Origin of the sequence: Virgibacillus siamensis (assembly GCF_039522605.1) — a bacterium.
GTDB lineage: Bacteria > Bacillota > Bacilli > Bacillales > Amphibacillaceae > Lentibacillus > Lentibacillus siamensis.
This window is the reverse complement of the sequence record NZ_BAAADS010000009.1, coordinates 29,866-52,481: the sequence shown is the minus strand read 5'-3', so window position 1 is coordinate 52,481 and position 22,616 is coordinate 29,866. Positions and strand designations below refer to the sequence as shown.

Sequence of the window (22,616 nt, the reverse complement as noted above, 5' to 3'; positions counted from 1 at the left end):
TACGCGGGTTATAGACGGTATCAGTTTTTTGCGCATCGAACTTAAGCGTATTTCCATTAATAGAAATACGCTTTGTTTCGTTCAAAATACATGAAAAAATCCCTGGAATTTATTTTCCTTCCCAAGCTGGCAGCATGTTGTTCAGTTGTTTATCCTGACGATAACCAAGGACATAATCCGCCTGCATTAACGTGTGAACTTCACGTGTTCCCTCGTAAATAACCGGAGCTTTTGAGTTGCGCAAGTACCGTTCAACCGGGTATTCATCGGAATATCCATATGCACCGTGCACCTGAACAGCATCATCGGCAGCTTTGTTGGCAAAATCACATGCCTGCCATTTGGCGATAGATGTTTCGCGTGTGTTCCGCTTTCCTTCATTTTTTAATTCACCAGCACGATAGACGAGTAAACTGCTCATTTGCAGCCCTGCTTCCATGTTGGCGATCATCTGTTTCACGAGCTGATGCTGACCGATCGGCTTTCCAAACGTTTCCCGCTCATGACAGTATTTTACGCTTGCTTCAAGGCATGCTCTGATTTGCCCGACTGCACCGGCGGCAACGGTGAATCTGCCATTGTCCAATGAGGCCATTGCAATCTTGAAGCCTTCACCTTCCTCACCAAGCAGGTTTTCTTTCGGCACTTTTACATTGTCAAAAAATAATTCCCCGGTATTTCCGGAACGAATTCCGAGTTTTCCTTTCGTCGCTTTTGAGGAGAAGCCTTCAAACGTCCGCTCTACAATAAATGCTGAAATCCCGTGGTGTTTTTTCTCCTTGTCGGTATACGCAAAAACCAGAAAATGGTCGGCACTGTCACAGAGTGAGATCCATGATTTTTGCCCGTTTAAAATATAATGATCACCGTCTTTTTTAGCAGTGGTTCGCAATGCGACAACATCAGAGCCGGCACCAGGTTCGGTCAGTCCAAAGGCGCCAACTTTTTCACCTTTTGCCTGTGGGGTTAGGTATTTCTGCTTTTGTTCTTCCGTTCCCCACTGTAAAATGGACATGCTGTTTAAGCCTGTATGAACAGATACAGAAGTACGGAAAGCTGTATCGCCGCGCTCCAGTTCTTCACATACAATGGCAAGTGAATTATAATCCATGCCGCTGCCGCCGTATCTTTCCGGGATACAGACGCCCATTAAGCCGAGGTTGGCGAGCCGTCCCATAATAGCTGGGTCAAATTTTCCTTCCCTGTCCCATTCCGCGATATTTGGCATGATCTCCTTATCGACAAAGCTTCTGACGGTATTTCTGAGCATTTCCTGTTCCTCTGAGAAATTAAAATCCATTGTATCAACTCCTAATTATTTTTGTTGGTTAAGCCTAATTGGTTTAAAATTTCCTCTGTATGTTCTCCGGGGTCTGGCGGATGATGATTCAGCTGGAATGGTGACCGTGATAATTTCAATGGACTGCCAATCATTTGAATCGGCCCCGCAGTAGGATGCTCGCTTTTGATAAACATGTCGCGTGCATTCAGCTGCGGATCGTCCGCCACCTCATCAATCGTCTGAATCGGCCCGCATGGGATTTTGTTTTCCTGACACTTTTCCTGCCAGTAGTCGGTCGGTTTTTGTAAAAATTCATCTTGCAATAGCGGAATTAATACATCACGGTTTGCCACACGATCCGGGTTGGTCTGGAAACGTTCATCCGCTGCATATTCCGGTTTGCCCAGGAGCGTGCAAAGCATGTTGAACTGATTATCGTTGCCAACAGCAATTACCATCTCCCCATCCATGGTCTGAAATGTCTGGTAAGGAACAATGTTGGCATGATGATTGCCAAGCCGCGCCGGAATTTTTCCGGACATCAAATAGTTGCTGCCAATATTTACGAGCGAACTTACAGCAGCATCGTAAAGGGAAATGTCCAGCTTTTGTCCTTTGCCGGATTGTGTTCGTTCCAGCAGTGCGCCCTGAATTCCAACGCATGCGTACAACCCTGTTAAAATATCCGTAATGGCCACACCGAGCTTTTGTGGACCGGATTCCTTGTCACCGGTAATGCTCATCAACCCACTCATTGCCTGGATAATAAAATCATAACCGGGAAAATCCTTGTAGGGACCAGTCTCCCCGAACCCGGTAATCGAGCAGTACACAATACCCGGGTTTATTTTGGCGAGCGTATCGTAGTCAATGCCGAACCGTTCCATTGTTCCTGATTTAAAGTTATTAATGATGACATCGCTTTCATTTACGAGTGATTTAATAATCTCTACACCTTCATCACTCTTTAAATCCACCGTGATGCTTTTTTTGTTCCGGTTTGCACAAAGGTAGTAAGCACTGACATCATTTTGAAAAGGGGGCCCCCATTTCCGGGTTTCATCACTTCCACCGGGAGCTTCCACTTTAATGACTTCCGCACCAAGATCGCCAAGAATCATCGTACAGTACGGACCTGCGAGCACGCGCGACAAATCAAGCACTTTGATATTTTCGAGTGCTCCAGACACAACATCACTCCTCTCCAAATTAAAATAAACCACTTCAACATGACCGGAGAATTCTCCGGAGTCAAATTGAACTGGCTTTTTATCCGCTGGAACAGAACTGGGGTTCGAACTGTAAACAGATTAGGCAGCACAGTATTTGTATTGTGGAATCGATCATGATCATGTTAGGTGGACGTGGCAGCGTCTTCACATGATTCTATATTCATTATATAGTATTCTGAAAAATTTGTAAACAAAAACTTACAGCTCAGTTGAAAAAGTTGACGTGATAACCCTCGACATGTCAATTGTATCCCTCATCTCATCAAAAAGTTGTTTGACTTCCGAATCATTATCAATTTGTTCCATTACTTCATCATAGTGGGATCTGTTACGGAAAACAGACTGCCCGAATATGACAGATTCATCATCCGCCACATCGATCACATCGAACAGCCCCATGCATCCGTGGTTTCCATCAAGATCATCCGCCAAATAAGTCATGTCCTCCAGTGCTCCGCTTGACAGATATATTTCACTTGCCTTTTCATTAATATCAATAAACTTTTGGATTTTCTCCTGCTTCACCCGATACAGATATATTACGGTATACATGTAATCACCTCATCAATCCTGCTATATACAGTAATTCAATACATCCTTCGAAAATCCTTCATTTTTACAGAAAAAATTCTCCTTGTCGACAGAAAACTAGAATTATAAGGGGTTAAATGAATGTAATTTAAACGAAGGACTTCCTGGAACATAGATACAAAGCACTATTTATAAAATAAGGGGTACTATTTATTCATTTTGTAATTTTTTGAAATAAAATAAAGGAATATGCATTAAAACCACGAATTGTAATTTTAAGAGAAACTGCTGTTATTCATTCTTTGTTTTCTTGTAAGAAGGAGGAATCAAAAAATCTTTAAACGAAAGAACTTCAAAACCTTTATACACAAAAACTGGTTTTCTATCCTTTGCCTCCAATTAGGCATTATCTTTTTAATTACATTAACCGGTTTCATAAATATTACAACCCCAACTAATGCTTACTTTACCGATACAGAAACAGCCTCCGGTACGATTACAGTGGGGACCTGGGAGGTTGAGAAGGAGGAAGTGGAGCCGGTCAAACAAGAAAATAAAAAAGCAACCGATAAAGACAAACAAGAAAGTAAAAAAATAACCGATAAAGAAACGAAGCAGACAAATACTGAGAAACAGGACCATCCAAAGAACAAAGACAACACGGAGAAGAAAAAAATAAAACAGGATGAAACAGCGGAACCAAAGGACCAAAAAACTGGCACAGATAAAGAAACTTCAAAAAAGGAAGATGACACCCAAGAGTCCATTAATAATGAATCAGAAAGTAACAGTCAGTCTGCAGAAAAGAAACAGGATGAAAATAATGATAAAGACAAAGAGAAAAAGAATCTGCGTAAAAGTGAGGGTGAAAAATGACATTCCGTACACTTAAGAAATGGTTAAGCAATGCAGTGACAACTCTTTTAATTATCGTATTAATTTTTATGATTTTTATGGTTATTTCATCAAAGGCTTCTGGTGGAGAACCTAGCATTTTTGGTTATCAGTTTAAGGTGGTTTTATCAGGTTCGATGGAGCCAACTTTTCAAACCGGATCGATTATTGCGGTTAAACCCGTTAATCATGTCTTAAAGCTAAATAAAGGTGATGTGATTACATATAAGACAGACAAAACAACAACCGTTACACACCGTATTCATGAAGTTAAGGGTACAGGCAGCCAAACAAAATATATTACAAAGGGGGACAATAATGACAATCGCGACTTTAAACCAGTATCCCCGGAGAATGTTGAAGCTGTTTATACCGGATTCACAGTCCCGTTTGTTGGCTATTTTATGCACTTTGCACAATCGAAGGAAGGTACCGCACTACTGGTAATCCTGCCTGGGATTTTATTACTCGTTCATTCCGTTATCATGATTTGGAGGGCTTTTAAAGAAATCGACGGGCATAAGAAAAAAGAGAAAGTATCATCAACTGACGCTTGATATCCTTGTAAGGGGTTCAAAATATTAAATATTACCTATACCAAGATTAGGTAGGAAAGGGGAATGGAAAGTTTATGGGCATAAAGAAGAAAATAGGTTTAGGCATTGCTTCAGCAGCGCTCGGACTATCATTGGTAGGAGGAGGAACATACGCATACTTCAGTGATCAAGTCGTAACGAATAATACATTTGCTGCCGGGACTTTGGATCTTTCCGCAAATAAAACAAATATTATTAATTTGGATAGTATGAAGCCGGGAGACAAAGTTGTTCGGGAGTTTGAACTAAGTAATATAGGTAACCTTGATATGAGCCAAATCATCCTGAATACTGAATATACTGTAACGGATGTAAATGGTGATAATACAAGTGACTTTGGTGAGCAAATTAAATTGAATTTCCTTATTAATGACACAAAAGGTTATACTGTTGTTTATGAAACGACATTGGCAGAACTTAAGGAAAATCCGCTTAACCTTGTAGAAGAAAATGTAATTGATCCGGAAGCTGATGGTCATGGAGCCGGATTAAAATCAGGCGAAGAGAACTTATTTGCAGTTGAATTTGAATTTGTTAACAGTGATGAACCGCAAAACCAGTTCCAGGGAGATACTGTCAATCTTAAGTGGAAATTTAATGCGAAGCAAGGAGATGGCGATACAAGTTTACCTAATGAGTAACTCTTGGGAGGATATGATCCTGCTAAAACTGTCGTAAATGATCTGTCTAAAAAATATTATTAAAAGACAAATCAGACCGATTATCCATTTTTAAGGATAATCGGTCTTTGTGCTGCAGGTGCAAACGAAAAAATCATCGTTTGAGAACATTTATGGGCGGTTATGGAAAAGTATCAACCACATTTCGTAAAATGAATATTCGGAGAAGACACCGTATTTTATAACGGCTAAAGGGAAAGTTAGTTGGCAGATAAGAAAGAAAGTGTTGGTATATAGGGGGAATGTAAATCTTATGCGACTAAGGTAGTCACATAAAGGCTATTGGTGCCGACTAAATTTTCTAATGTAAGTGAAATTTCAATTGAAAGTTTTGATAGAAATTGATTCCAAGGAGGATAAATGGTGTTGGACATTAATTCGATTAACAAACAGTATATTGCCGGAACATGGCGTGAAGGAAACAGCAACCGTACACTGGCTGATAATAATCCATACAATGGTGAGGTAATTACAGAGTTCAAGATGGCTGGAAAAAAGGATGTGGATGCTGCTTATCAGGCTGCAAAAGAAGGAATGGATGCGTGGAATCAAATCAATCCATACAAGCAGCGGGATATTCTTGAAAATGCTGCCTCATATGTAGAGGAGCATGAGGATGATATTACTGAATTTATTATAGATGAACTGGGCGGTACACGCTTAAAAGCTGCATTTGAAATTGGACTTGTCAAAGATATGTTAAAGGAGGCAGCAACTTTCCCTTTGAAAAAACAGGGCAAAATCCTGCCGTCTGTGGAAGATGGAAAAGAAAATCGCCTGTATTGCATGCCAGCAGGTGTGGTTGGTGTAATCAGTCCATTCAACTTTCCTTTCTTCCTGTCTGTAAAATCGATTGGGCCGGCGATTGGTGCGGGCAATGGTGTTGTATTGAAAGCGCATGAGGAGACACCAATTGTTGGCGGTACTCTTATTGCAAAGATTTTTGAAGAGGCAGGCGTTCCAAAGGGATTGTTCAACGTGGTGGTCACTGATATCAGCGAAATCGGTGATGCATTTGTGGAGCATCCGATCCCACGTATCATTTCGTTCACTGGATCAACCAATGTTGGCCGTCATATTGCCCAGGTTGCGGTTAAACATTTCAAGAAACCACTTCTCGAATTGGGTGGTAACAGTGCTTTTATCATTCTTGACGATGCTGATATAGATTATGCGGTTAACGCAGCAGCTTTCAGTCGGTTTACGCATCAGGGACAAATCTGTATGTCCGCCAACCGGATTATTGTCCATCAAGCTATTTACGAAGCGTTCATTACCAAATATAAAACGAAAATTTCTTCCTTGAAAACCGGCGATCCGCGTGACCCGGATACAGTTATCGGTCCTGTCGTCAACGAGGATGCGGCACAGAGACTTGAATCAATCATTGAAAAAGGCATTGAACAAGGTGCTACACCTATTTTAAAAGGCAGGATCTCCGGTAATATGGTGGAACCAACGATTTTAACCGATGTTACGCCGGATATGGCTGTTGCCCAGGAAGAAATGTTTGGACCGGTTGTCAGTGTCATACCGTTCGAAACAGACGAAGATGCGATCCGGATTGCAAATAATACCGAGTTTGGTCTCAGCGGAGCAGTCCATACAGCTGACGGGGAGCGCGGTGTCCAATTGGCCAAAGAGGTACATACCGGTATGATCCACGTCAATGACATTACGATTAATGATGAACCGATTGTCGCATTCGGCGGTGAAAAACAATCAGGACTTGGCCGGCTGAACGGGGAATGGAGCCTGGAGGAATTTACAACCATGAAGTGGATCTCGGTTAACTACCGACAGCGTCAATTTCCATACTAAGTATTGGGATTAATCCCGAGAGTACTGGTCGAAGCTGTCATACCTTTACCAAGGCAAATAATAAAAGAGCCTGTTTAGATTGACTTTCAAAACAGGCTCTGATTTATTTGTGGAATAGCTATACACGTGCCTCAGTTATGACCACGATTCGATTTTTCCTTCTATTTAGCTGCTTTTTGCAATTTCGTAATCATTTTAAGTGCTTTCCCTGTTCCGATAGCAACAGACTCAAGCGGATTCGGCGCAATGTGAACCGGAACAATAATTTCTTGTGACAGCCAGTCCTGCATTCCATTTAATAATGACCCGCCGCCAGTTAGAACGATTCCGCGGTCAACAATGTCCCCGCTTAATTCAGGTGGGCAGTTCTCCAGTGTTGCGCGGATTGCCTCAAGGATCTTTTCCAATGATTCGTTCAGGGCGGAAAATACTTCTTTTGAAGATACAGTTACTGTTTTTGGAAGGCCGGTTACCATATCGCGCCCGCGTACTTCCATTGTTTCTTCCTTATGATCCTCATTGGCATGACCAATTTCCATTTTAATATTTTCAGCGGTTCGTTCACCGATTAGAATATTGTACTTTTTGCGGATATAATGGGTAATTTCCTCATCCATTTTATCCCCGCCGGTACGAATGGAGTTACATGAAACCACCCCGCCAAATGATATAATCCCTACTTCACTTGTACCGCCGCCAATATCCACAATTACATTGGCAATAGGTTCATCAACGGGCAGGTCAGCGCCAATTGCTGCTGCGACCGGTTCTTCTATTAAATGAACATGTTTAGCTCCATAACTGGTTACAGCATTGTGAATGGCACGGCGTTCAACGGTTGTACTTCCGGATGGGGTACATACGACAACCGTCGGCTTACGCATGGATAGCCCCATTTTTTTGCTGACTTTTTTCAAAAATTCCTTCAGCATTTGTGCGGTGACATCGTAGTCGGCAATGACACCATCTCTTAATGGACGGATCGGAACAATGTTCTGAGGGGTTTTTCCGACCATTTCCTTAGCTTCTGCTCCAACGGCAACAACGTTTTTGGTGTTCATATCAATGGCAACCACAGATGGCTCGTTTAATACGACTCCTTTTGTCTTTGAATAAATAAGTATATTTGCAGTACCTAAATCAATTCCAATTTCAGCATTTGATAACATAGCAAGTTCCTCCAATGATGTAACAGTTTTCTATCATATGTGTAAACGACAGAAGATATAGAAATTCATTATATTTATTCTTAACTTTACCATACTTTCTGGGGGTAGATAAACATCTGACATATATTGGTTTGACGGTATTTCTAGAGAACAATTGGCGGGGGAAAATCAAGTAACATTTTTATTACAATTCCGGTGGTTTTGTAATATAACAGCCCTGGTTTACAAGATGTCAAGAGAGATAAAATTCCAATTTTCCCCTGTATAAAGTATATTTTCCTATCAATCTATGTTTCAGGCTCAGTTCTGTGGCATTTTCTGCATCTGAACTTTTCTATGGTAATGGCTTCCAGAATTATTACACGAACCACGTGGTATGATGATTTTGCAAATTAAAAAACACAGGAGAGGTGACAAGATGTTTAATAAAGTTGTAGTAACAACCGTTTCTGCGGCAGTTTTATTTGGTGGGGCTTTGCAAACTACCACTGATGCCGAAGCAAATACAGATAAATCTCAAAGTCAGTCACAGCAAAACAGTGATTGCTTGCAGCTTTCATCAAAGGATTTTAATAGTTTCCTTGATAAATATTTTGGTAATGTAGACTGGGAGAAAGTTTCCGTGAACAAGCAGGCCACTGCACAGCAGGAAAAACCTGAACCTAAACAGGAAACAAAACAGCCTGTACCAGAACAGGAAACACAGAAGCAAGGTCAACAGGAACAGCCTGAGCAAAATAAACAGTCTGATCAACAAGAAGAACCAGCAAAACAAGTGCAGGCACCTCAACAGGAACAAACAGAAGCACCTGCGCAGCAGCAAAACCAAGAACAGAACCAAGCAACTGGGCAACAGCAAAACAATAGCCAAGCCAATCAGTTGAGCCAGTACGAAAAGAAAGTTGTTGAATTGACAAACCAGGAACGTACTGAACGGGGATTAGAACCGCTTGAAATCAGTAATGAATTAAGTAAAGTAGCTCGTGAGAAGTCCCGTGATATGGCGGAAAACAATTATTTCTCCCATAACAGCCCGACGTACGGATCACCTTTTGATATGATGAAACAATATGGAATCACTTATAAAACTGCAGGTGAAAACATTGCAAGAGGTCAGCGTACACCACAGGAAGTTGTCAATGGTTGGATGAACAGTGAAGGCCACCGTGAAAACATTCTAAATGAAAGCTTCACTCATATTGGAGTAGGGTATGTAGAAAACGGAAATTACTGGACCCAGCAATTCATTGGAAAATAAAAACGGGTAAATAAGAAGATTGAAAAAGTGCTGATCGGAAGTGGATCAGCACTTTTTTAATGACTTTAATACCCCAGGAAACATGCACTGCTTCAACTTGAGTCCGGAAAAAGTTTTAGCCGATTATGACCCCGCAGGAAACATCCCGCAAATTGCTATGATCATTTGTTTGACGATGGCAATTCGGTGGAATCTATTTGATACAGACGGGAAAATGTAAAAAGGTCGTGCGATTTGTCGGAATAGTAAGGTCCGTTTTGGAAACCATGTAAACGTTGAAAATTCCTTTTAATATCATTGTTCCGGCTTGATTTATTGGAACGGAGTATGTTTTTATAAATGTTGGTTGTGGCGGTTTGGCAGGAAAAATGATATTTCTTTTTTGGGACGATATATTAATTATTACGTATGCAGCATTTTACAGCATGACAATGGAAAACATAACTAGTACATGAGACGTTTAATCAGTGTTGGCATACTAAAAAGTGAGGTGGATGATATGGTACAGGGGACAGCAAACTGGAACACGGAACAGACAGAAGAATGGCTGCAGGAATATGTTGATGATTGGGTAGCTTTTTATCATAATAAAATTGGTGACGGTGAAGTGGCATCCTATATTCCTGAACTGCAAAAGGCTGATCCGAATGATCTTGGTATTACCATTATCGGGAAGGGCGGCATGACAATTAGTTCGGGTGCAACGGATTCACCATTCACGATACAGAGTATTTCCAAGGTGCTGAGTTTTATTGTGGCGTGTATGGAACGCGGGGTTGGCTATATGCTTGATAAAGTTGATGTGGAACCGACCGGGGAAGCATTCAACTCCATCATGCATCTGGAAATGCGACAGGTGAAAAAACCGTTTAACCCCCTTGTTAATGCAGGAGCAATAACAGTCTCATCCATTTTGGAAGGGCGAACGTCCGATGAAAAAATGGAACCAATTTTTGAATTGCTTACGGAGATGCTTGGCTACCGTCCGGCAATCAATGTGGATGTGTACGAATCTGAACGTGATACTTCCATACGAAACAGGGCGATTGGTTATTATCTTTTGGAGACCGGTTTTCTGGAATCCGATTTAAATATTACGCTGGAAACGTATTTTAAGCAATGTTCCATTGAAGTGACTGTTAATGATCTGGCGCAAATTGGTTTAATTCTTGCCAATGATGGGATTGACCCGGAAACACGGGATGAAATTATTCCAAGACAGGTTGCAAGAATTGCCAAAGCACTTATGCTAACATGTGGTATGTATGATGCTTCAGGAAAATTTGCAACATATGTAGGGGTTCCGGCAAAAAGTGGTGTTTCAGGAGGTATCATTGCTGCAGTACCACCAAGAGTTCGTGACGAGGAATTGCCATTTCTGGAAGGCTGCGGGATTGGTGTTTATGGTCCGGCACTTGATGATAAAGGCAACAGTATTGCCGGTATACGGCTGCTGAGGCATATTGCGAGCCAGTGGGACTTAAGTATTTTTTAAGGGGGAAGCCAAATGTGTGGACGTTATACATTGTTAGCGGATGAAGTGGACATTTTACGCGAGTTCGACCTGGAAGAGCCGATTGATTCGTATCAGCCAAGTTTCAATGTTGCACCAGGTCAGAATGTATTTGCAATCATCCACGACGGAAACGAGAAGCGGGCCGGATATTTGCGATGGGGTCTTGTTCCTTCATGGGCAAAAGACGAAAAAATCGGCTACAAAATGATTAACGCTCGCAGCGAAACAGCCCATGAAAAACCAAGCTTTAAGAAGCTGTTGAGCCGCAAGCGTTGTTTAATTGTAGCGGACAGCTTTTATGAGTGGAAGCGGGATGGAAAAGAAAAACAGCCGAAGCGCATTCAGCTGGCAGGCAGAAAACTGTTCGCTTTTGCCGGATTGTGGGACAAATGGCAACAGGAGGATCAAAACCTGTTCACATGCACGATACTTACCAAAGATGCGAACGAGTACATGCAGGATATTCACCACCGTATGCCAATTATATTGCCAAAGGATAAAGAAGAAGAGTGGATTGCATCGCGTGAACGGGATGCAAGTAAATGGCATCATTTTTTGGAAACACTGGAAGCTGACGCGTTTACGTCATATAATGTGGATACATACGTAAATGCTGCCAAAAATAATGATGCCGGGTGCATTGCACCGTTGACGGATTAGGGGGGAGTTTATACCTGGCTTGATTGGGTAAAGAAAAGATAAGGAGTTTTGGTATGATAAAGGTTTTATTTATTTGTCTGGGGAATATCTGCAGGTCTCCGATGGCGGAAGCAGTATTCCGTGATCTTGTGGAAAAAGACAATCTTTCGGATGAAATAATAGTTGATTCTGCAGGAATAGGACCTTGGCACAATGGGGAGCCGCCACACGAAGGTACCAGAAACATGTTGGATAATCTTAGTATTTCCTACAAAGATATGAAAGCGAGACAGGTACATACAGAGGACTGGCGGGATTTCGATTACATGATTGCAATGGATGAACAAAATATCCGTGATCTTCGGGATATCAATGATGAAACAGGTGAAGTTACGATTGCCAAGCTAATGGATTTTGTAAAAGATCCCGATGATGTAAATGTGCCGGATCCGTACTTCACAGGTAATTTTGATTATACTTACAACTTGATATCGAATGGCTGTAATGAATTATTAAATGATATAAAAAAGCAAAACAACATATAAATTAAAGGAGCGAAACAGAAATGGGTAAACAGAATTTATTTATCGGGGTTATTGCAGGTGCAATTGCAGGCGGACTTGTATCTTTGTTCAGTCGTGATACAAGGGCCTATACAAAACAGAAAATGAGTGTTGTCAAAGACCGCTCCGGGTACTATGCGAAAAATCCGTCAGACGCCGTGAAGACAGCCAGAACAAGATTTGATTCATTCAATAAAAAATTGACCAGCGGCACGGAAAATGCATTAAAAGCACTTGATCAGGTTGAAAACTCTCTGGACAAGTACGTTAATAAAAAACAGGGGAAACAGGAACAGCTTGAAGATTCGTCAAAATAAATATAAGGGGATGATGGTGAATGGAACAAGCGAAAGCATTTGGCAAACAGCTGTTTGAAAAAATAACGGAACATGATGTGTTCGGAACTGCGGCACAGCTTGCTTACTTTTTCCTGTTATCCCTTTTTCCGTTTTTATTGTTTTTAATGACGCTTGTCGCATATATTCCTATGGATGACCAGGTCATTATGGAGGCTATTGCCACCTATGCGCCCGGTGGAATAGCCGATATGATTAATGAAAATGTCAGCGAACTTGTCGATAACCGCAATGGCTCGTTGTTATCGATAGGTTTAATCGGCACACTATGGTCTGCGTCGAATGCAATTAAAGCAATAATGAAGGGATTCAATGAAGCCTATGAAGTAGAAGAAGACCGTTCTTTTATTGTAGCCCGGTTAATCGCCGTGATATTAACGCTCGCCATGTTTTTTGTCATATGTATGGCATTTCTGCTGCCGGTGTTCGGGAAGATTATCGGAGAATTTTTATTTACATTTGTTGGCTTGTCGGAAGGTTTCTTGAGTGTGTGGGAAACGTTAAGATGGGTCATTTCATCCGTAACTTTCTTTATTGTTCTGCTTGCGCTGTATAAACTTGCTCCCAACAGAAAGGTTTATTTCAAATATGCGGTATGGGGTGCATTGTTTGCAACAGTCAGTTGGCAGCTCGTATCGCTGGCATTTTCCTATTACGTGAATTCAATGGGAAACTATGCGGCAACGTACGGTAGTTTGGGAACTGTAATTGTATTGATGATCTGGTTTTATCTGACCGGAATAATCATTTTAATAGGCGGAGTCATCAATGCTGTATTGCGGAAAAATAATATAGAGCAGAATTAAAAATAGCTGTCTGATATGACAGCTATTTTAGTAATCTAAGTCCGTTTAAAATGACCAGGATGGTACTTCCTTCATGTCCGATGACACCGAGCGGCAGGTCCAGCATCTGCATAAAATTGGATGCAATCAGCAAAAGAATCACACTCATGGAGAAAATGACGTTTTGTTTGACGATCCGGTTCATCCGTTCCGACAATTGGATGGCGTTTGTGATTTTCGGCAGGTCATTTTTCATAAGTACAACATCTGCTGTTTCAAGCGCGGCATCTGTTCCTTTCCCCATGGCAATTCCAATGTTTGCAGTTGCCAGTGCCGGTGCATCATTGATACCGTCACCAACCATCGCGACATGATTAAATTTACTCCGCAGTGCTTTTATATGGTCCACTTTTTCTTCCGGAAGACATTTTGCGATATAATCATCAATCCCCGCTTCAGCTGCAATGGCTTTTGCAGTCGTTTCATTGTCACCAGTCAGCATAATCGTATGGATACCATGCTTTCTTAGCGTTTTAATCGCTATTTTGGCATCTTTCCGGATCGTATCCTTTAGTGCATACAGGGCAATAATCTCCTTACTTCGTTTAACAAATACGATTGTTTTTCCTTCTGCAGCCAGTTTTTCGGCAATACCATTCAGAAATCCATTCGCCTCGGTTTCGCCAACTAATGCGGCCTTTCCGATTTTCCACGTTTCATCGTTTATAACAGCTGCGATTCCATTCCCGCTTAATGTTTTAACGTTTTGTACATCCACCATCGAAAAATCCAAATCACCGCTGCGTGATGTAATAGCTTCTGCCAGCGGGTGGGTTGATTCTTTTTCGATTGCACCAGCGTGGAGCAGCACATCTTCCTTATCGATTCCGGGACTTACATACAGATCTGTCACTTCAGGAGTTCCATTCGTCAGAGTTCCAGTTTTGTCAAATGCTATTGCTTGCATGTGGCTTAAGTTTTCCGCGTGTACCCCGCCTTTAAATAACACGCCGCGCCTGGCACTGTTGGAAATGGCCGATAATGTGGCCGGCATGATCGATGCAACAAGTGCACACGGTGATGCCACAACGAGCAAAATCATGGCACGATAGATACTTTCAGATAATGTCCAGCCAAACAATAAAGCGGGAAGGAACATCATGATAGCAACTGCTGCCAGCACCACTTTTACATATGTCCCCTCAAAGCGTTCGATAAACAGCTGGGAAGGCGACTTTTCTTCCTGTGCCGTTTGGACCATTTGAATGATTTTTTGAAAGAGTGTTTCACTTGCCGGATTGGTAATCTTTACACAAATCGATCCGTCAAGTGCAACGGTACCGGCAAATACGTCCTCATTGTTCACCTTACTGACTGGAATCGATTCTCCGGTGATTGCACTTTCATCTACAGCAGTAGTTCCTTTCATGATGGTGCCGTCAGCGGGAATCCGTTCGCCTGCCCTTACCGAAATAAGATCGCCTACCCCCAGCTCGGATACAGGTACGATGGTTTCCTTTCCATCTGAAATTAATAACGCCTGCTCCGGCTGCAGGTTCATTAATGCGGAGATTTCTTTATTGCTTTTATTCATTGTATAGGTTTCCAGTGCTCCGGATAATGCAAAAATAAATATCAGAATGGCGCCTTCCGTCCAATACCCGATAGCTGCTGAACCAATTGCCGCAAATACCATCAGCATTTCAACATTCAGTTCCTTGTTTGCGATGGTCTCCTGGATTCCTTCTTTCGCTTTGGCATAACCGCCGATTGCAAATGCAATTAAGTATAGGATAACCCACATGGTATCTGACAGGCGATTACCAAGAAGCCACGTTATCAGAATCAGAAGACCGCTCAATAAAGCTGCGATTAATTCCAGATGCGGTGAAATACGGTTGAATAAGGGCGTTTTCAAAAGGGTTGTTAACCGATGGCTTTTGGGGGGCAGCAATGTTTCGGAACCATTTGCCATGGATCTTCATCTCCTCAGATTATAATTATTATAAATAAATATTTATTATTATATTACCATTATAATTGATAAAGTCAATACATAATTACACCTGATTTAAAATAATTTTAGAGTCGAGAGAAAGACTGGCAGAATGGTACAAAAATAGACACCCGCAATCGAGTGTCAACTGTGCTGAAATGACGGTATTTTTTTGAAGTAGGTGGCGATCAGAATCAATGCCAGCATACCTGCTAATAAGAAAAAGAAGGAAACCCCGGGGATCAATTCAATAAACAGTCCTCCTAAATATGGACCACAGATACTGCCAATGCTGAACGAAATGCCGGTCATCAGGTTGCCGGCTGGTAAAAGATACGATGGCAGAATATCAGCCAGGTACGTGATGCTTAAAGAATACAGTGAACCGACAAACATGCCCGCCAGTGCAAAGGAAAAAAATAATGCTGCTACGGAAGTTTCCATGGTTGCTGCCAGCAGAAAACTGCCGATGCCAAGCGTGAGAGCACCAATTAAGATCGTCCGTCTTCCATAGCGGTCACTAAGTACACCCAGTGGGATTTGTGTAATCAGACTGCCTCCAGCAAAACACGGAATAATCAGGGAAAGAATGTCGACATCATGTCCAATTCGTAACCCATATATTGGAAATATACCGTGAAGGGTGGCCTCCAGAAAACCATAGCCAAACGCCGGAAGCAGGGCGACCCAGGCGATTTTACCTGTTTTAATGAATCGTCCCATGGAAGTCGATGAGCCGGTTTCGATTGACTCATCCGCTTCAGGCCAGGTGTTCCGTACGAAAAACATAGTTGACCAGACAATCATGCTCAATAATGCCGACAGTAAAAAAGGAAGTGCTTCGCTGATGGAAAGCAACCTTGTCATTAATGGTCCAATCGTAAATCCCAGTCCGAAAAATAAACCATAGAAGGCAATATTCCTTCCGCGTATTTGTCTAGGACTGGTTGTCGTTATCCATGTTTGTGTACCCAGATGAAGCATGTTATCACCAATACCAATGGTCACCCGCAGTACGAACCAGAACCAAAGGGATTGCCACAAAGGAAATAATGTCAGGGAGATAAATACCAACGCACCCCCCACAAGAATGACTGGTTTAAAGCCGTACTTTCGCATCGGTTTTTCGATGAATGGGGAAGCTAACAAAACGCCGATATATAACCCTGTGGCATGCAGTCCATTAACGGATGAAGATATACCGTTTTGCTCCAAAATAATTGCCAACAATGGCAGGAGCATTCCTTGTGAGAACCCTGAAATGGAAACGAGCGAGATCAGGATCCAGAACCTGGTTTTTACTGACGCCACTTCACATCACCTCATCATACAAAAATGTTCATTCTTTCAATCTAATTGTTTTTTTGGTAAAATTCAATGCAATTGTTTACCATTGCAGCGATAATGGATATATATACTGTAAGATCATTGAAAAGGAGCGGATATAATGGAGTTTCATCTGAAAGATAATGGCATGCACACAAAGTTTGATTACGGAGAGCTGGCAATTTCCGGAAATGAGGACTATGGATTTAGGCCATTTCAGCTGATGGTGGCCTCGATTGCCGGTTGCAGCGGTTCAGTATTTCGTAAGATTCTTGAGAAACAGCGGACTGATTTTGAAGACCTGATTATTTCCGCTGAAGTTGAAAGGAACCCGCAAGAAGCAAACCGAATTGAAAAAATTGCATTGCATTATACGATAAAAGGCCGTCATCTGAACTATGACAAATTGGAGAAGAATCTTAAAATATCCCGTCAAAATTGTTCAATGGTTCGTTCTGTGGAAAATTCCATTGATATTGAGGAGACAATTGAAGCAATCGAATTAAGTGAGTGAATTTACAGCGTATAAATTTCATGTGTCCCGAAAAAACTAAGCCAAAAGGAAAGGAATGGGACTCTACATGAAAAAAAGAACGTTCATCATTACTTTGATTTTATCTGCTTTGGTTTTAGCGCTTCCTTTTTCTGTCATTGGAAAAGAAAAACAGAAGAAAGAAGAGGATACGAAGGTTCCAAGCCATGTGTTGAACATATCGAAAGAAAATACGTACCCGAATTCTACCGAGGATCAGGAAATTGTGGAGCCAAGTGATTTTACCAAAGAATTAATAGCGGAAGTGGATATTCCGATTGAAAATCCCGAATTGATAAAAATGCTTAATGAAACATCAATAAATCCTTCCCCCATCGCCTTTGGATACCGGGGAATGGTCTATATTGGTCGCTGGCCGCTGAACTATAAGTCAAAGGAAACGAATATTAACTGGGAGTATCAAAAGATTAATACGAATGAAGTAAATAATATGGGCGGGGAATCCGAACAAAAACTGCACTATACACAGCATAAAAAAAGGGAAGTGAAAGGGGCACTGACAAATAAAATTGCCAACCCTGATGACATAAAGAAAATGATGCTTTTAGAAGCGAAAGAAAAGATAGAGCTTCCACTCGCCTACAGTACCGTGATTGGGAAAGATACCAAAAAAGATAATTCTTACGTAATCCCATCTGAAAAGTTTGGCGTGCTGCAGACATATGCCCCTGCTGTTAACGAGAAGGGGCAGGTAACCTTTGGTGAAGTTTATTTTCAACTGAAAGGTTCAGATAAAGCAATCGTTATTAAAAATGTAACCAAACAAGGGATTGGCGCCTGGATTCCGATTCAGGACTATGTCTCGTTTTCATTTCAGCTGAAATAATGTTAAGAAAACCCGTCTTGCTGTGCTGCAGGCGGGTTTTTTAATCGAGGGTGCGTTGAAGGCAGGATTGAATGTTTCGGATGGAATTCGCATGTACGGGAGCGGGATCGCACGTTTCGGAGATTAGTTCGCATGTTTTGGGAGGAGATCGCACGTTTCAGGGTTCAGTTCGCACTTTGGAGCTGAGATCGCATGTTTTAGTGGGCACACAGCATGAATTGATAGGAATTAAAATGAAATATATATAAAGGGTTGATTTCTTTGCTTTAATGCTTTATCATAATGAAGTACTAAAGATAGTTTGACAGAGAGGGGAAAAACGATGGAATGGGTTGTGGTTATTTCTGTTCTGGTAATGACAATACTCAGTTTATTACGAGTTAATGTTGTTTTGGCAATCATAATAGCAGCTATAACGGCCGGTGTATTATCGGGACAGTCGATTATAGAATCAATTGAGATGATGATAGGCGGAATGGGAGGTCAGGCGGAAACGGCGTTGAGTTATATTTTGCTTGGTGCTTTTGCAGTGGCGATCAGCTATACCGGAATCACGGCTATCCTTGTCAATTTTTTAATAAGGGTACTGACAGGGAAGAAAACGATGATGGTGCTCGTTATTGCTGGTGTTGCATCGCTTTCGCAAAATCTGGTGCCTGTTCATATTGCATTTATACCAATATTAATACCGCCATTATTAAAAGTTTTTGATGATATGAAACTGGATCGCCGTGCGGTGGCGGCCGCATTAACGTTTGGGCTTAAAGCGCCATATATCATGATACCTGCAGGGTTCGGGCTGATTTTTCACGGAATCATTGTGAAAGGTATGGTACAGAATGGCGTTGAAATCACTGAGACGGAAACTGCTCTTTCCATGCTGATTCCGGGATCCGGGATGGTTATCGGCTTATTGATCGCTGTATTTATTACGTATCGGAAAGATCGTGTGGCAGTGCCGGGTGCTGGTGGTGGAGAGGTTGAATTTACCGCACCCAAAGTGGAAAATGTGACATTTAATTGTACACATTTTCTGACCCTGGTGGCAATTGTCGGTGCTTTAGTGGTTCAGATTTTTACACAAAACCTTGTTGCTGGCGCACTTACTGGTTTGATATTGATGTTCCTGCTGGTCGCTGTACCATTTAAAAAGGGCGATCAGATTATGACTGACGGAATCGCCATGATGGGAACCATTGCTTTTGTCATGCTTGTGGCGTCAGGTTATGGACACATTCTTACAGAAACAGGAGCAGTTGATGCATTGGTCGAAGTGTCTTCTGGAACACTGAATGACAATAAAGGACTGATTGCACTAATCCTGCTGCTGGTTGGTCTGGTTGTAACAATAGGAATTGGATCTTCGTTTGGAACCATTCCGATTCTTGCGGCATTATATGTGCCAATTTGTGTTGCTGCAGGTTTTTCACCAATGGCCATTGCAACGTTGATTGGAACATCCGGAGCATTAGGAGATGCAGGATCACCGGCTTCCGACAGTACACTTGGACCGACATCAGGTTTAAATGCTGATGGTAAGCACCATCATATTTGGGATACCTGTGTACCGACTTTTCTGCACTATAATATACCGCTGTTTATCTTTGGGTGGATTGGTGCCATGGTATTATAATTGAATAGTTTTATCTGCATCAGGGGAAAGTAAGGAAAAATGAGGTGGGTTGTTATGCGGAAATCGGTAGTTTCTGTTTCAATCTGTATGTTTTTTCTTGCTTTTCCCTTTTTTAGCGGATTTGTGTCTGCTGAAAACGGCTATGGCTGGGGGTACAAAAAAAACACTGAAAATAAAATACCGGAAATCGGCAAGTATAAGGAACTTCTTGATAAATATGGAGCTTATTATGCGGATGACTCCGGCGAGAAAGTGATTTATCTGACCTTTGACAATGGGTATGAGGAAGGTTATACCGATGACATTCTTGACGTGCTGAAGAAAGAAGATGTACCGGCCGCGTTTTTTGTTACAGGGCATTATGTCGAAAGCAAGCCAAAGCTGGTAAAACGAATGGCCGATGAGGGACATATTATCGGCAATCACTCATACCACCATCCGGATTTTACAACGGTAACCAAGAAATCCATGAAAAAAGAGTTGGAATCATTGGAGGATGCCGTTGCAGAAGTATCGGATCAGGACGAATTGAAATATCTACGGCCGCCTCGTGGTATGTTTAATGAAAATACGTTGAAATGGGCAAATGAACTGGGTTACATCCACATCTTCTGGTCGCTCGCCTTCAAAGACTGGGAAACGGACCATCAACAAGGATGGAAATATGCATATGAAAATATTATGGAACAAATCCATCCTGGTGCCATTGTCCTTCTTCACACGGTGTCATCTGATAATGCAAAGGCACTTGACAAGGTGATTACCTCACTGAAAAAGAAAGGCTACGAATTCAAAAGCCTTGATTACCTGGTAATGAAAGATATGCTGCCGCACTCTGTGTTCGGATATTAATTGTAAAAAAACTGCTCAATTGATTGGGCAGTTTTTTTCTACCCCAAAATTCTCCCCGCCGTATGTTGCGAAAAAGTCGCCGTACATCAGACCAAATGCGCCGTACTTTACCGGGAATCCGCCGTATAAAAGGTTAAAGCCGCCGTACATTTTATGGAACTCGCCGTATGCTGGTCCGGTACCGATAAAATTGAAGCTGCCGTATTTTTTACGGAAGCCGTTGATAAAACAGCCGAACCCGCCGATAAAATGACTGAAGCCGCTGATAAAACGGCCGAACCTCCTGATAAAATGACCGAATCCGTTGATAACCCCGCCGATTCTGTTACCCGGTAATAAATGAAATTACTCTTCTGCAACTTGATACGTGCCCACAACCTTCCCATGAACACAGAGCCGATCTACAATTAATGTTTGCGGCTGATCGCTGTGTGTTTTCTATTTATAATTTTCCGAACCTTTGCTATAATAAAACCATCCACAAGAATTGGAGTTGATAGAATGAACAGGGATGATTTGCTTGCTCCGGAAGACTACAACATTGTTATGGAAATGGAGCGCTTTGCGAAAGACCCTGCCCGTAAAGCATTAATTTGGCAAAATGAGGCCGGTGAAACGAAAGAAATTACGTATGAACAATTAATGAAAAATGTAAACAAAATAGGTAATGTATTCCTGGAACAGGGCTTGAAACAAGGCGATAAAATCCTGGTTATGATCCCACGGCTGATTGAAGCATATGAAACGTATCTGGCAGCCCTGAAGACTGGAATTATTATCATTCCAAGTTCGGAAATGCTGAAAACAAAAGACCTGCAGTACCGTGTCAGTCACGGGGAGGTTAGCGGTGTTGTCAGCTATTATCCATTTGTTGATCAGTATAAAGATATAAAAGAGTATAATGAACTGAAGTTATTTTCAGTCGGCAAACAGGTCGATGGCTGGCACAATCTTGATAATTTAAAAGAAAATGCATCGGATGGGCTGAAAATGGCCGATACAAAAAGTGATGATATCGCATTTTTACCATATACTTCCGGAACAACCGGTAATCCAAAAGGTGTGGTACATACACATGGCTGGGGATATGCGCATTTAAAAACCGCCTCTGCCAACTGGCTTTCCATTAATGAAGGAGATAAAGTTTGGGCTACTGCAGGGCCAGGCTGGCAAAAATGGATCTGGAGCCCGTTCCTGTCCGTATTGGGTGCTGGTGCCACAGGATTTGTCTATAACGGAAAATTTGATCCGAAGACCTATTTGGGGCTGCTGCAGAATCAGGACATTAATGTATTGTGCTGCACGCCGACTGAATACCGCCTGATGGCGAAAGTGGATAACCTGGATGACTATCAGCTGCCAGCGCTGCACAGTGCTGTTTCTGCCGGGGAACCGTTGAACAGAGAAGTGATTGATACGTTCCAGAACTATTTTAATGTAACGGTTCGTGACGGCTATGGTCAAACAGAGAATACGTTATTGCTCGGCTTTATGAAGGATACGAAGGTAATTCCGGGCGCGATGGGAAAACCGACTCCGGGAAATGATGTTGAGGTCGTTGATGAAAACGGTGAACCGCTGCCTGCTGGTGAGGTAGGGGACATTGCGGTGAAGCTGGATTGTCCTGCTTTATTCCGAGAGTATTACAAAGATTCGGAACGTACAAGCATGTCAAAACGCGGTAATTATTACATTACCGGTGACCAGGCTTCTAAAGATGAAGAAGGATATTTCTGGTTTGAAGGCCGGAGCGATGATATTATTATCAGTTCGGGTTATACGATTGGCCCATTTGAGGTGGAGGATGCTTTGGTCAAACATCCGTCGGTCCAGGAATGTGCGGTTGTCGCAAGTCCGCATGAAATCCGCGGGAACATCGTGAAGGCATTCGTAGTATTGCGGCCGGGTGTTGAAGGAAACGACGATCTGATCAAAACGCTTCAGGATCATGTAAAGCAATCAACAGCACCGTATAAATATCCGAGAGAAATAGCGTTCATTGACGATTTGCCCAAAACGACTTCCGGAAAAATCAGGCGCGTGGAATTAAGGCAAAAAGAAAAAGCGAAACAGTAGATGATACAAAAAAACCCAAGTACACCACAACA

The 22,616-nt window shown here is 42.0% G+C and carries 22 protein-coding genes and 1 pseudogene; 17 read left to right on the top strand and 6 right to left on the bottom strand.

Annotated elements, in window-relative coordinates; genetic code table 11:
• Positions 1–109: 109 nt before the first annotated feature.
• The 3 genes from ABD010_RS06525 to ABD010_RS06515 form a co-directional block, all read right to left on the bottom strand.
• Positions 110–1,300, bottom strand: coding sequence for an acyl-CoA dehydrogenase family protein (locus tag ABD010_RS06525; protein ID WP_343811383.1), 1,191 nt, complete (start codon positions 1,298–1,300; stop codon positions 110–112).
• A gap of 11 nt (positions 1,301–1,311) precedes the next feature.
• On the bottom strand, positions 1,312–2,472 hold the full coding sequence (locus ABD010_RS06520; protein WP_343811381.1) for a CaiB/BaiF CoA transferase family protein: 1,161 nt from the start codon (positions 2,470–2,472) through the stop codon (positions 1,312–1,314).
• A gap of 240 nt (positions 2,473–2,712) precedes the next feature.
• Positions 2,713–3,066, bottom strand: coding sequence for a DUF1428 family protein (locus ABD010_RS06515; RefSeq protein WP_343811379.1), 354 nt, complete (start codon positions 3,064–3,066; stop codon positions 2,713–2,715).
• Positions 3,067–3,330: 264 nt separating this feature from the next.
• Between ABD010_RS06515 and ABD010_RS18325 the strand changes: the two are divergent.
• From ABD010_RS18325 to ABD010_RS06495, 5 genes and pseudogenes are all read left to right on the top strand, one after another.
• Positions 3,331–3,549, top strand: a pseudogene (locus tag ABD010_RS18325) (SipW-dependent-type signal peptide-containing protein); the annotation flags it as partial.
• A gap of 27 nt (positions 3,550–3,576) precedes the next feature.
• Positions 3,577–3,921, top strand: coding sequence for a hypothetical protein (locus ABD010_RS06510; protein WP_343811377.1), 345 nt, complete (start codon positions 3,577–3,579; stop codon positions 3,919–3,921).
• Positions 3,918–4,496, top strand: coding sequence for a signal peptidase I SipW (sipW, locus tag ABD010_RS06505; RefSeq protein ID WP_343811375.1), 579 nt, complete (start codon positions 3,918–3,920; stop codon positions 4,494–4,496). Before ABD010_RS06510 ends, sipW begins: the two co-directional genes overlap by 4 nt.
• A 74-nt stretch (positions 4,497–4,570) precedes the next feature.
• The gene (locus tag ABD010_RS06500; protein WP_343811373.1) at positions 4,571–5,176 is read left to right on the top strand and encodes a TasA family protein; all 606 of its coding nucleotides are present in this window, start codon (positions 4,571–4,573) and stop codon (positions 5,174–5,176) included.
• 402 nt (positions 5,177–5,578) lie between these two features.
• A complete protein-coding gene (locus ABD010_RS06495) occupies positions 5,579–7,036 on the top strand; it encodes an aldehyde dehydrogenase family protein (protein ID WP_390350817.1) in 1,458 nt (485 codons plus the stop codon).
• A 161-nt stretch (positions 7,037–7,197) separates the two neighbouring features.
• Here ABD010_RS06495 and mreBH read toward each other — a convergent pair whose 3' ends face one another.
• Positions 7,198–8,205 carry a rod-share determining protein MreBH gene (gene mreBH / locus ABD010_RS06490; RefSeq protein WP_343811369.1) on the bottom strand — a complete coding sequence of 336 codons (1,008 nt, stop codon included), beginning with the start codon at positions 8,203–8,205 and terminating at the stop codon, positions 7,198–7,200.
• Between the two features lie 385 nt (positions 8,206–8,590).
• Here mreBH and ABD010_RS06485 point away from each other — a divergent pair, with 385 nt between their 5' ends.
• The 6 genes from ABD010_RS06485 to ABD010_RS06460 all read left to right on the top strand — a co-directional run bounded on the left by ABD010_RS06485 (position 8,591) and on the right by ABD010_RS06460 (position 13,343).
• The gene (locus tag ABD010_RS06485; RefSeq protein ID WP_343811367.1) at positions 8,591–9,463 is read left to right on the top strand and encodes a CAP domain-containing protein; all 873 of its coding nucleotides are present in this window, start codon (positions 8,591–8,593) and stop codon (positions 9,461–9,463) included.
• Positions 9,464–9,962: 499 nt separating this feature from the next.
• On the top strand, positions 9,963–10,958 hold the full coding sequence (locus tag ABD010_RS06480) for a glutaminase (protein WP_343811365.1): 996 nt from the start codon (positions 9,963–9,965) through the stop codon (positions 10,956–10,958).
• 12 nt (positions 10,959–10,970) lie between these two features.
• Entirely contained in the window at positions 10,971–11,639 is a 669-nt protein-coding gene (locus tag ABD010_RS06475) for an SOS response-associated peptidase (protein ID WP_343811363.1), read from the top strand.
• A gap of 53 nt (positions 11,640–11,692) precedes the next feature.
• Positions 11,693–12,163, top strand: a complete 471-nt coding sequence (locus tag ABD010_RS06470; RefSeq protein WP_343811361.1) for a low molecular weight protein-tyrosine-phosphatase — start codon at positions 11,693–11,695, stop codon at positions 12,161–12,163.
• Between the two features lie 20 nt (positions 12,164–12,183).
• Positions 12,184–12,498 carry a YtxH domain-containing protein gene (locus ABD010_RS06465; RefSeq protein ID WP_343811359.1) on the top strand — a complete coding sequence of 105 codons (315 nt, stop codon included), beginning with the start codon at positions 12,184–12,186 and terminating at the stop codon, positions 12,496–12,498.
• A 20-nt stretch (positions 12,499–12,518) separates the two neighbouring features.
• The gene (locus ABD010_RS06460) at positions 12,519–13,343 is read left to right on the top strand and encodes a YihY/virulence factor BrkB family protein (RefSeq protein ID WP_343811357.1); all 825 of its coding nucleotides are present in this window, start codon (positions 12,519–12,521) and stop codon (positions 13,341–13,343) included.
• Positions 13,344–13,365: 22 nt separating this feature from the next.
• On the opposite strand, the gene ABD010_RS06455 is transcribed toward ABD010_RS06460, so the two are convergent.
• Both ABD010_RS06455 and ABD010_RS06450 read right to left on the bottom strand, forming a co-directional pair.
• Complete coding sequence (locus ABD010_RS06455; protein ID WP_343811355.1) at positions 13,366–15,297, bottom strand: heavy metal translocating P-type ATPase; 1,932 nt, start codon at positions 15,295–15,297, stop codon at positions 13,366–13,368.
• Between the two features lie 165 nt (positions 15,298–15,462).
• On the bottom strand, positions 15,463–16,629 hold the full coding sequence (locus tag ABD010_RS06450) for an MFS transporter (RefSeq protein ID WP_343811353.1): 1,167 nt from the start codon (positions 16,627–16,629) through the stop codon (positions 15,463–15,465).
• Positions 16,630–16,765: 136 nt separating this feature from the next.
• Here ABD010_RS06450 and ABD010_RS06445 point away from each other — a divergent pair, with 136 nt between their 5' ends.
• The 6 genes from ABD010_RS06445 (at position 16,766) to mbcS (ending at position 22,584) form a co-directional block, all read left to right on the top strand.
• Complete coding sequence (locus tag ABD010_RS06445) at positions 16,766–17,158, top strand: OsmC family protein (protein WP_343811351.1); 393 nt, start codon at positions 16,766–16,768, stop codon at positions 17,156–17,158.
• 67 nt (positions 17,159–17,225) lie between these two features.
• Positions 17,226–18,023, top strand: a complete 798-nt coding sequence (locus ABD010_RS06440; RefSeq protein ID WP_343811349.1) for a YfkD famly protein — start codon at positions 17,226–17,228, stop codon at positions 18,021–18,023.
• Between the two features lie 322 nt (positions 18,024–18,345).
• On the top strand, positions 18,346–19,656 hold the full coding sequence (locus ABD010_RS06435) for a Na+/H+ antiporter family protein (protein WP_343811347.1): 1,311 nt from the start codon (positions 18,346–18,348) through the stop codon (positions 19,654–19,656).
• A gap of 54 nt (positions 19,657–19,710) precedes the next feature.
• The gene (gene pdaA / locus ABD010_RS06430; protein WP_343811345.1) at positions 19,711–20,508 is read left to right on the top strand and encodes a delta-lactam-biosynthetic de-N-acetylase; all 798 of its coding nucleotides are present in this window, start codon (positions 19,711–19,713) and stop codon (positions 20,506–20,508) included.
• 153 nt (positions 20,509–20,661) lie between these two features.
• Positions 20,662–20,844 (top strand): hypothetical protein, encoded by a 183-nt coding sequence (locus ABD010_RS06425; RefSeq protein WP_343811343.1) that lies wholly within the window; start codon positions 20,662–20,664, stop codon positions 20,842–20,844.
• Positions 20,845–21,009: 165 nt separating this feature from the next.
• The gene (gene mbcS / locus ABD010_RS06420; protein WP_343811341.1) at positions 21,010–22,584 is read left to right on the top strand and encodes an acyl-CoA synthetase MbcS; all 1,575 of its coding nucleotides are present in this window, start codon (positions 21,010–21,012) and stop codon (positions 22,582–22,584) included.
• Positions 22,585–22,616 lie beyond the last annotated feature (32 nt).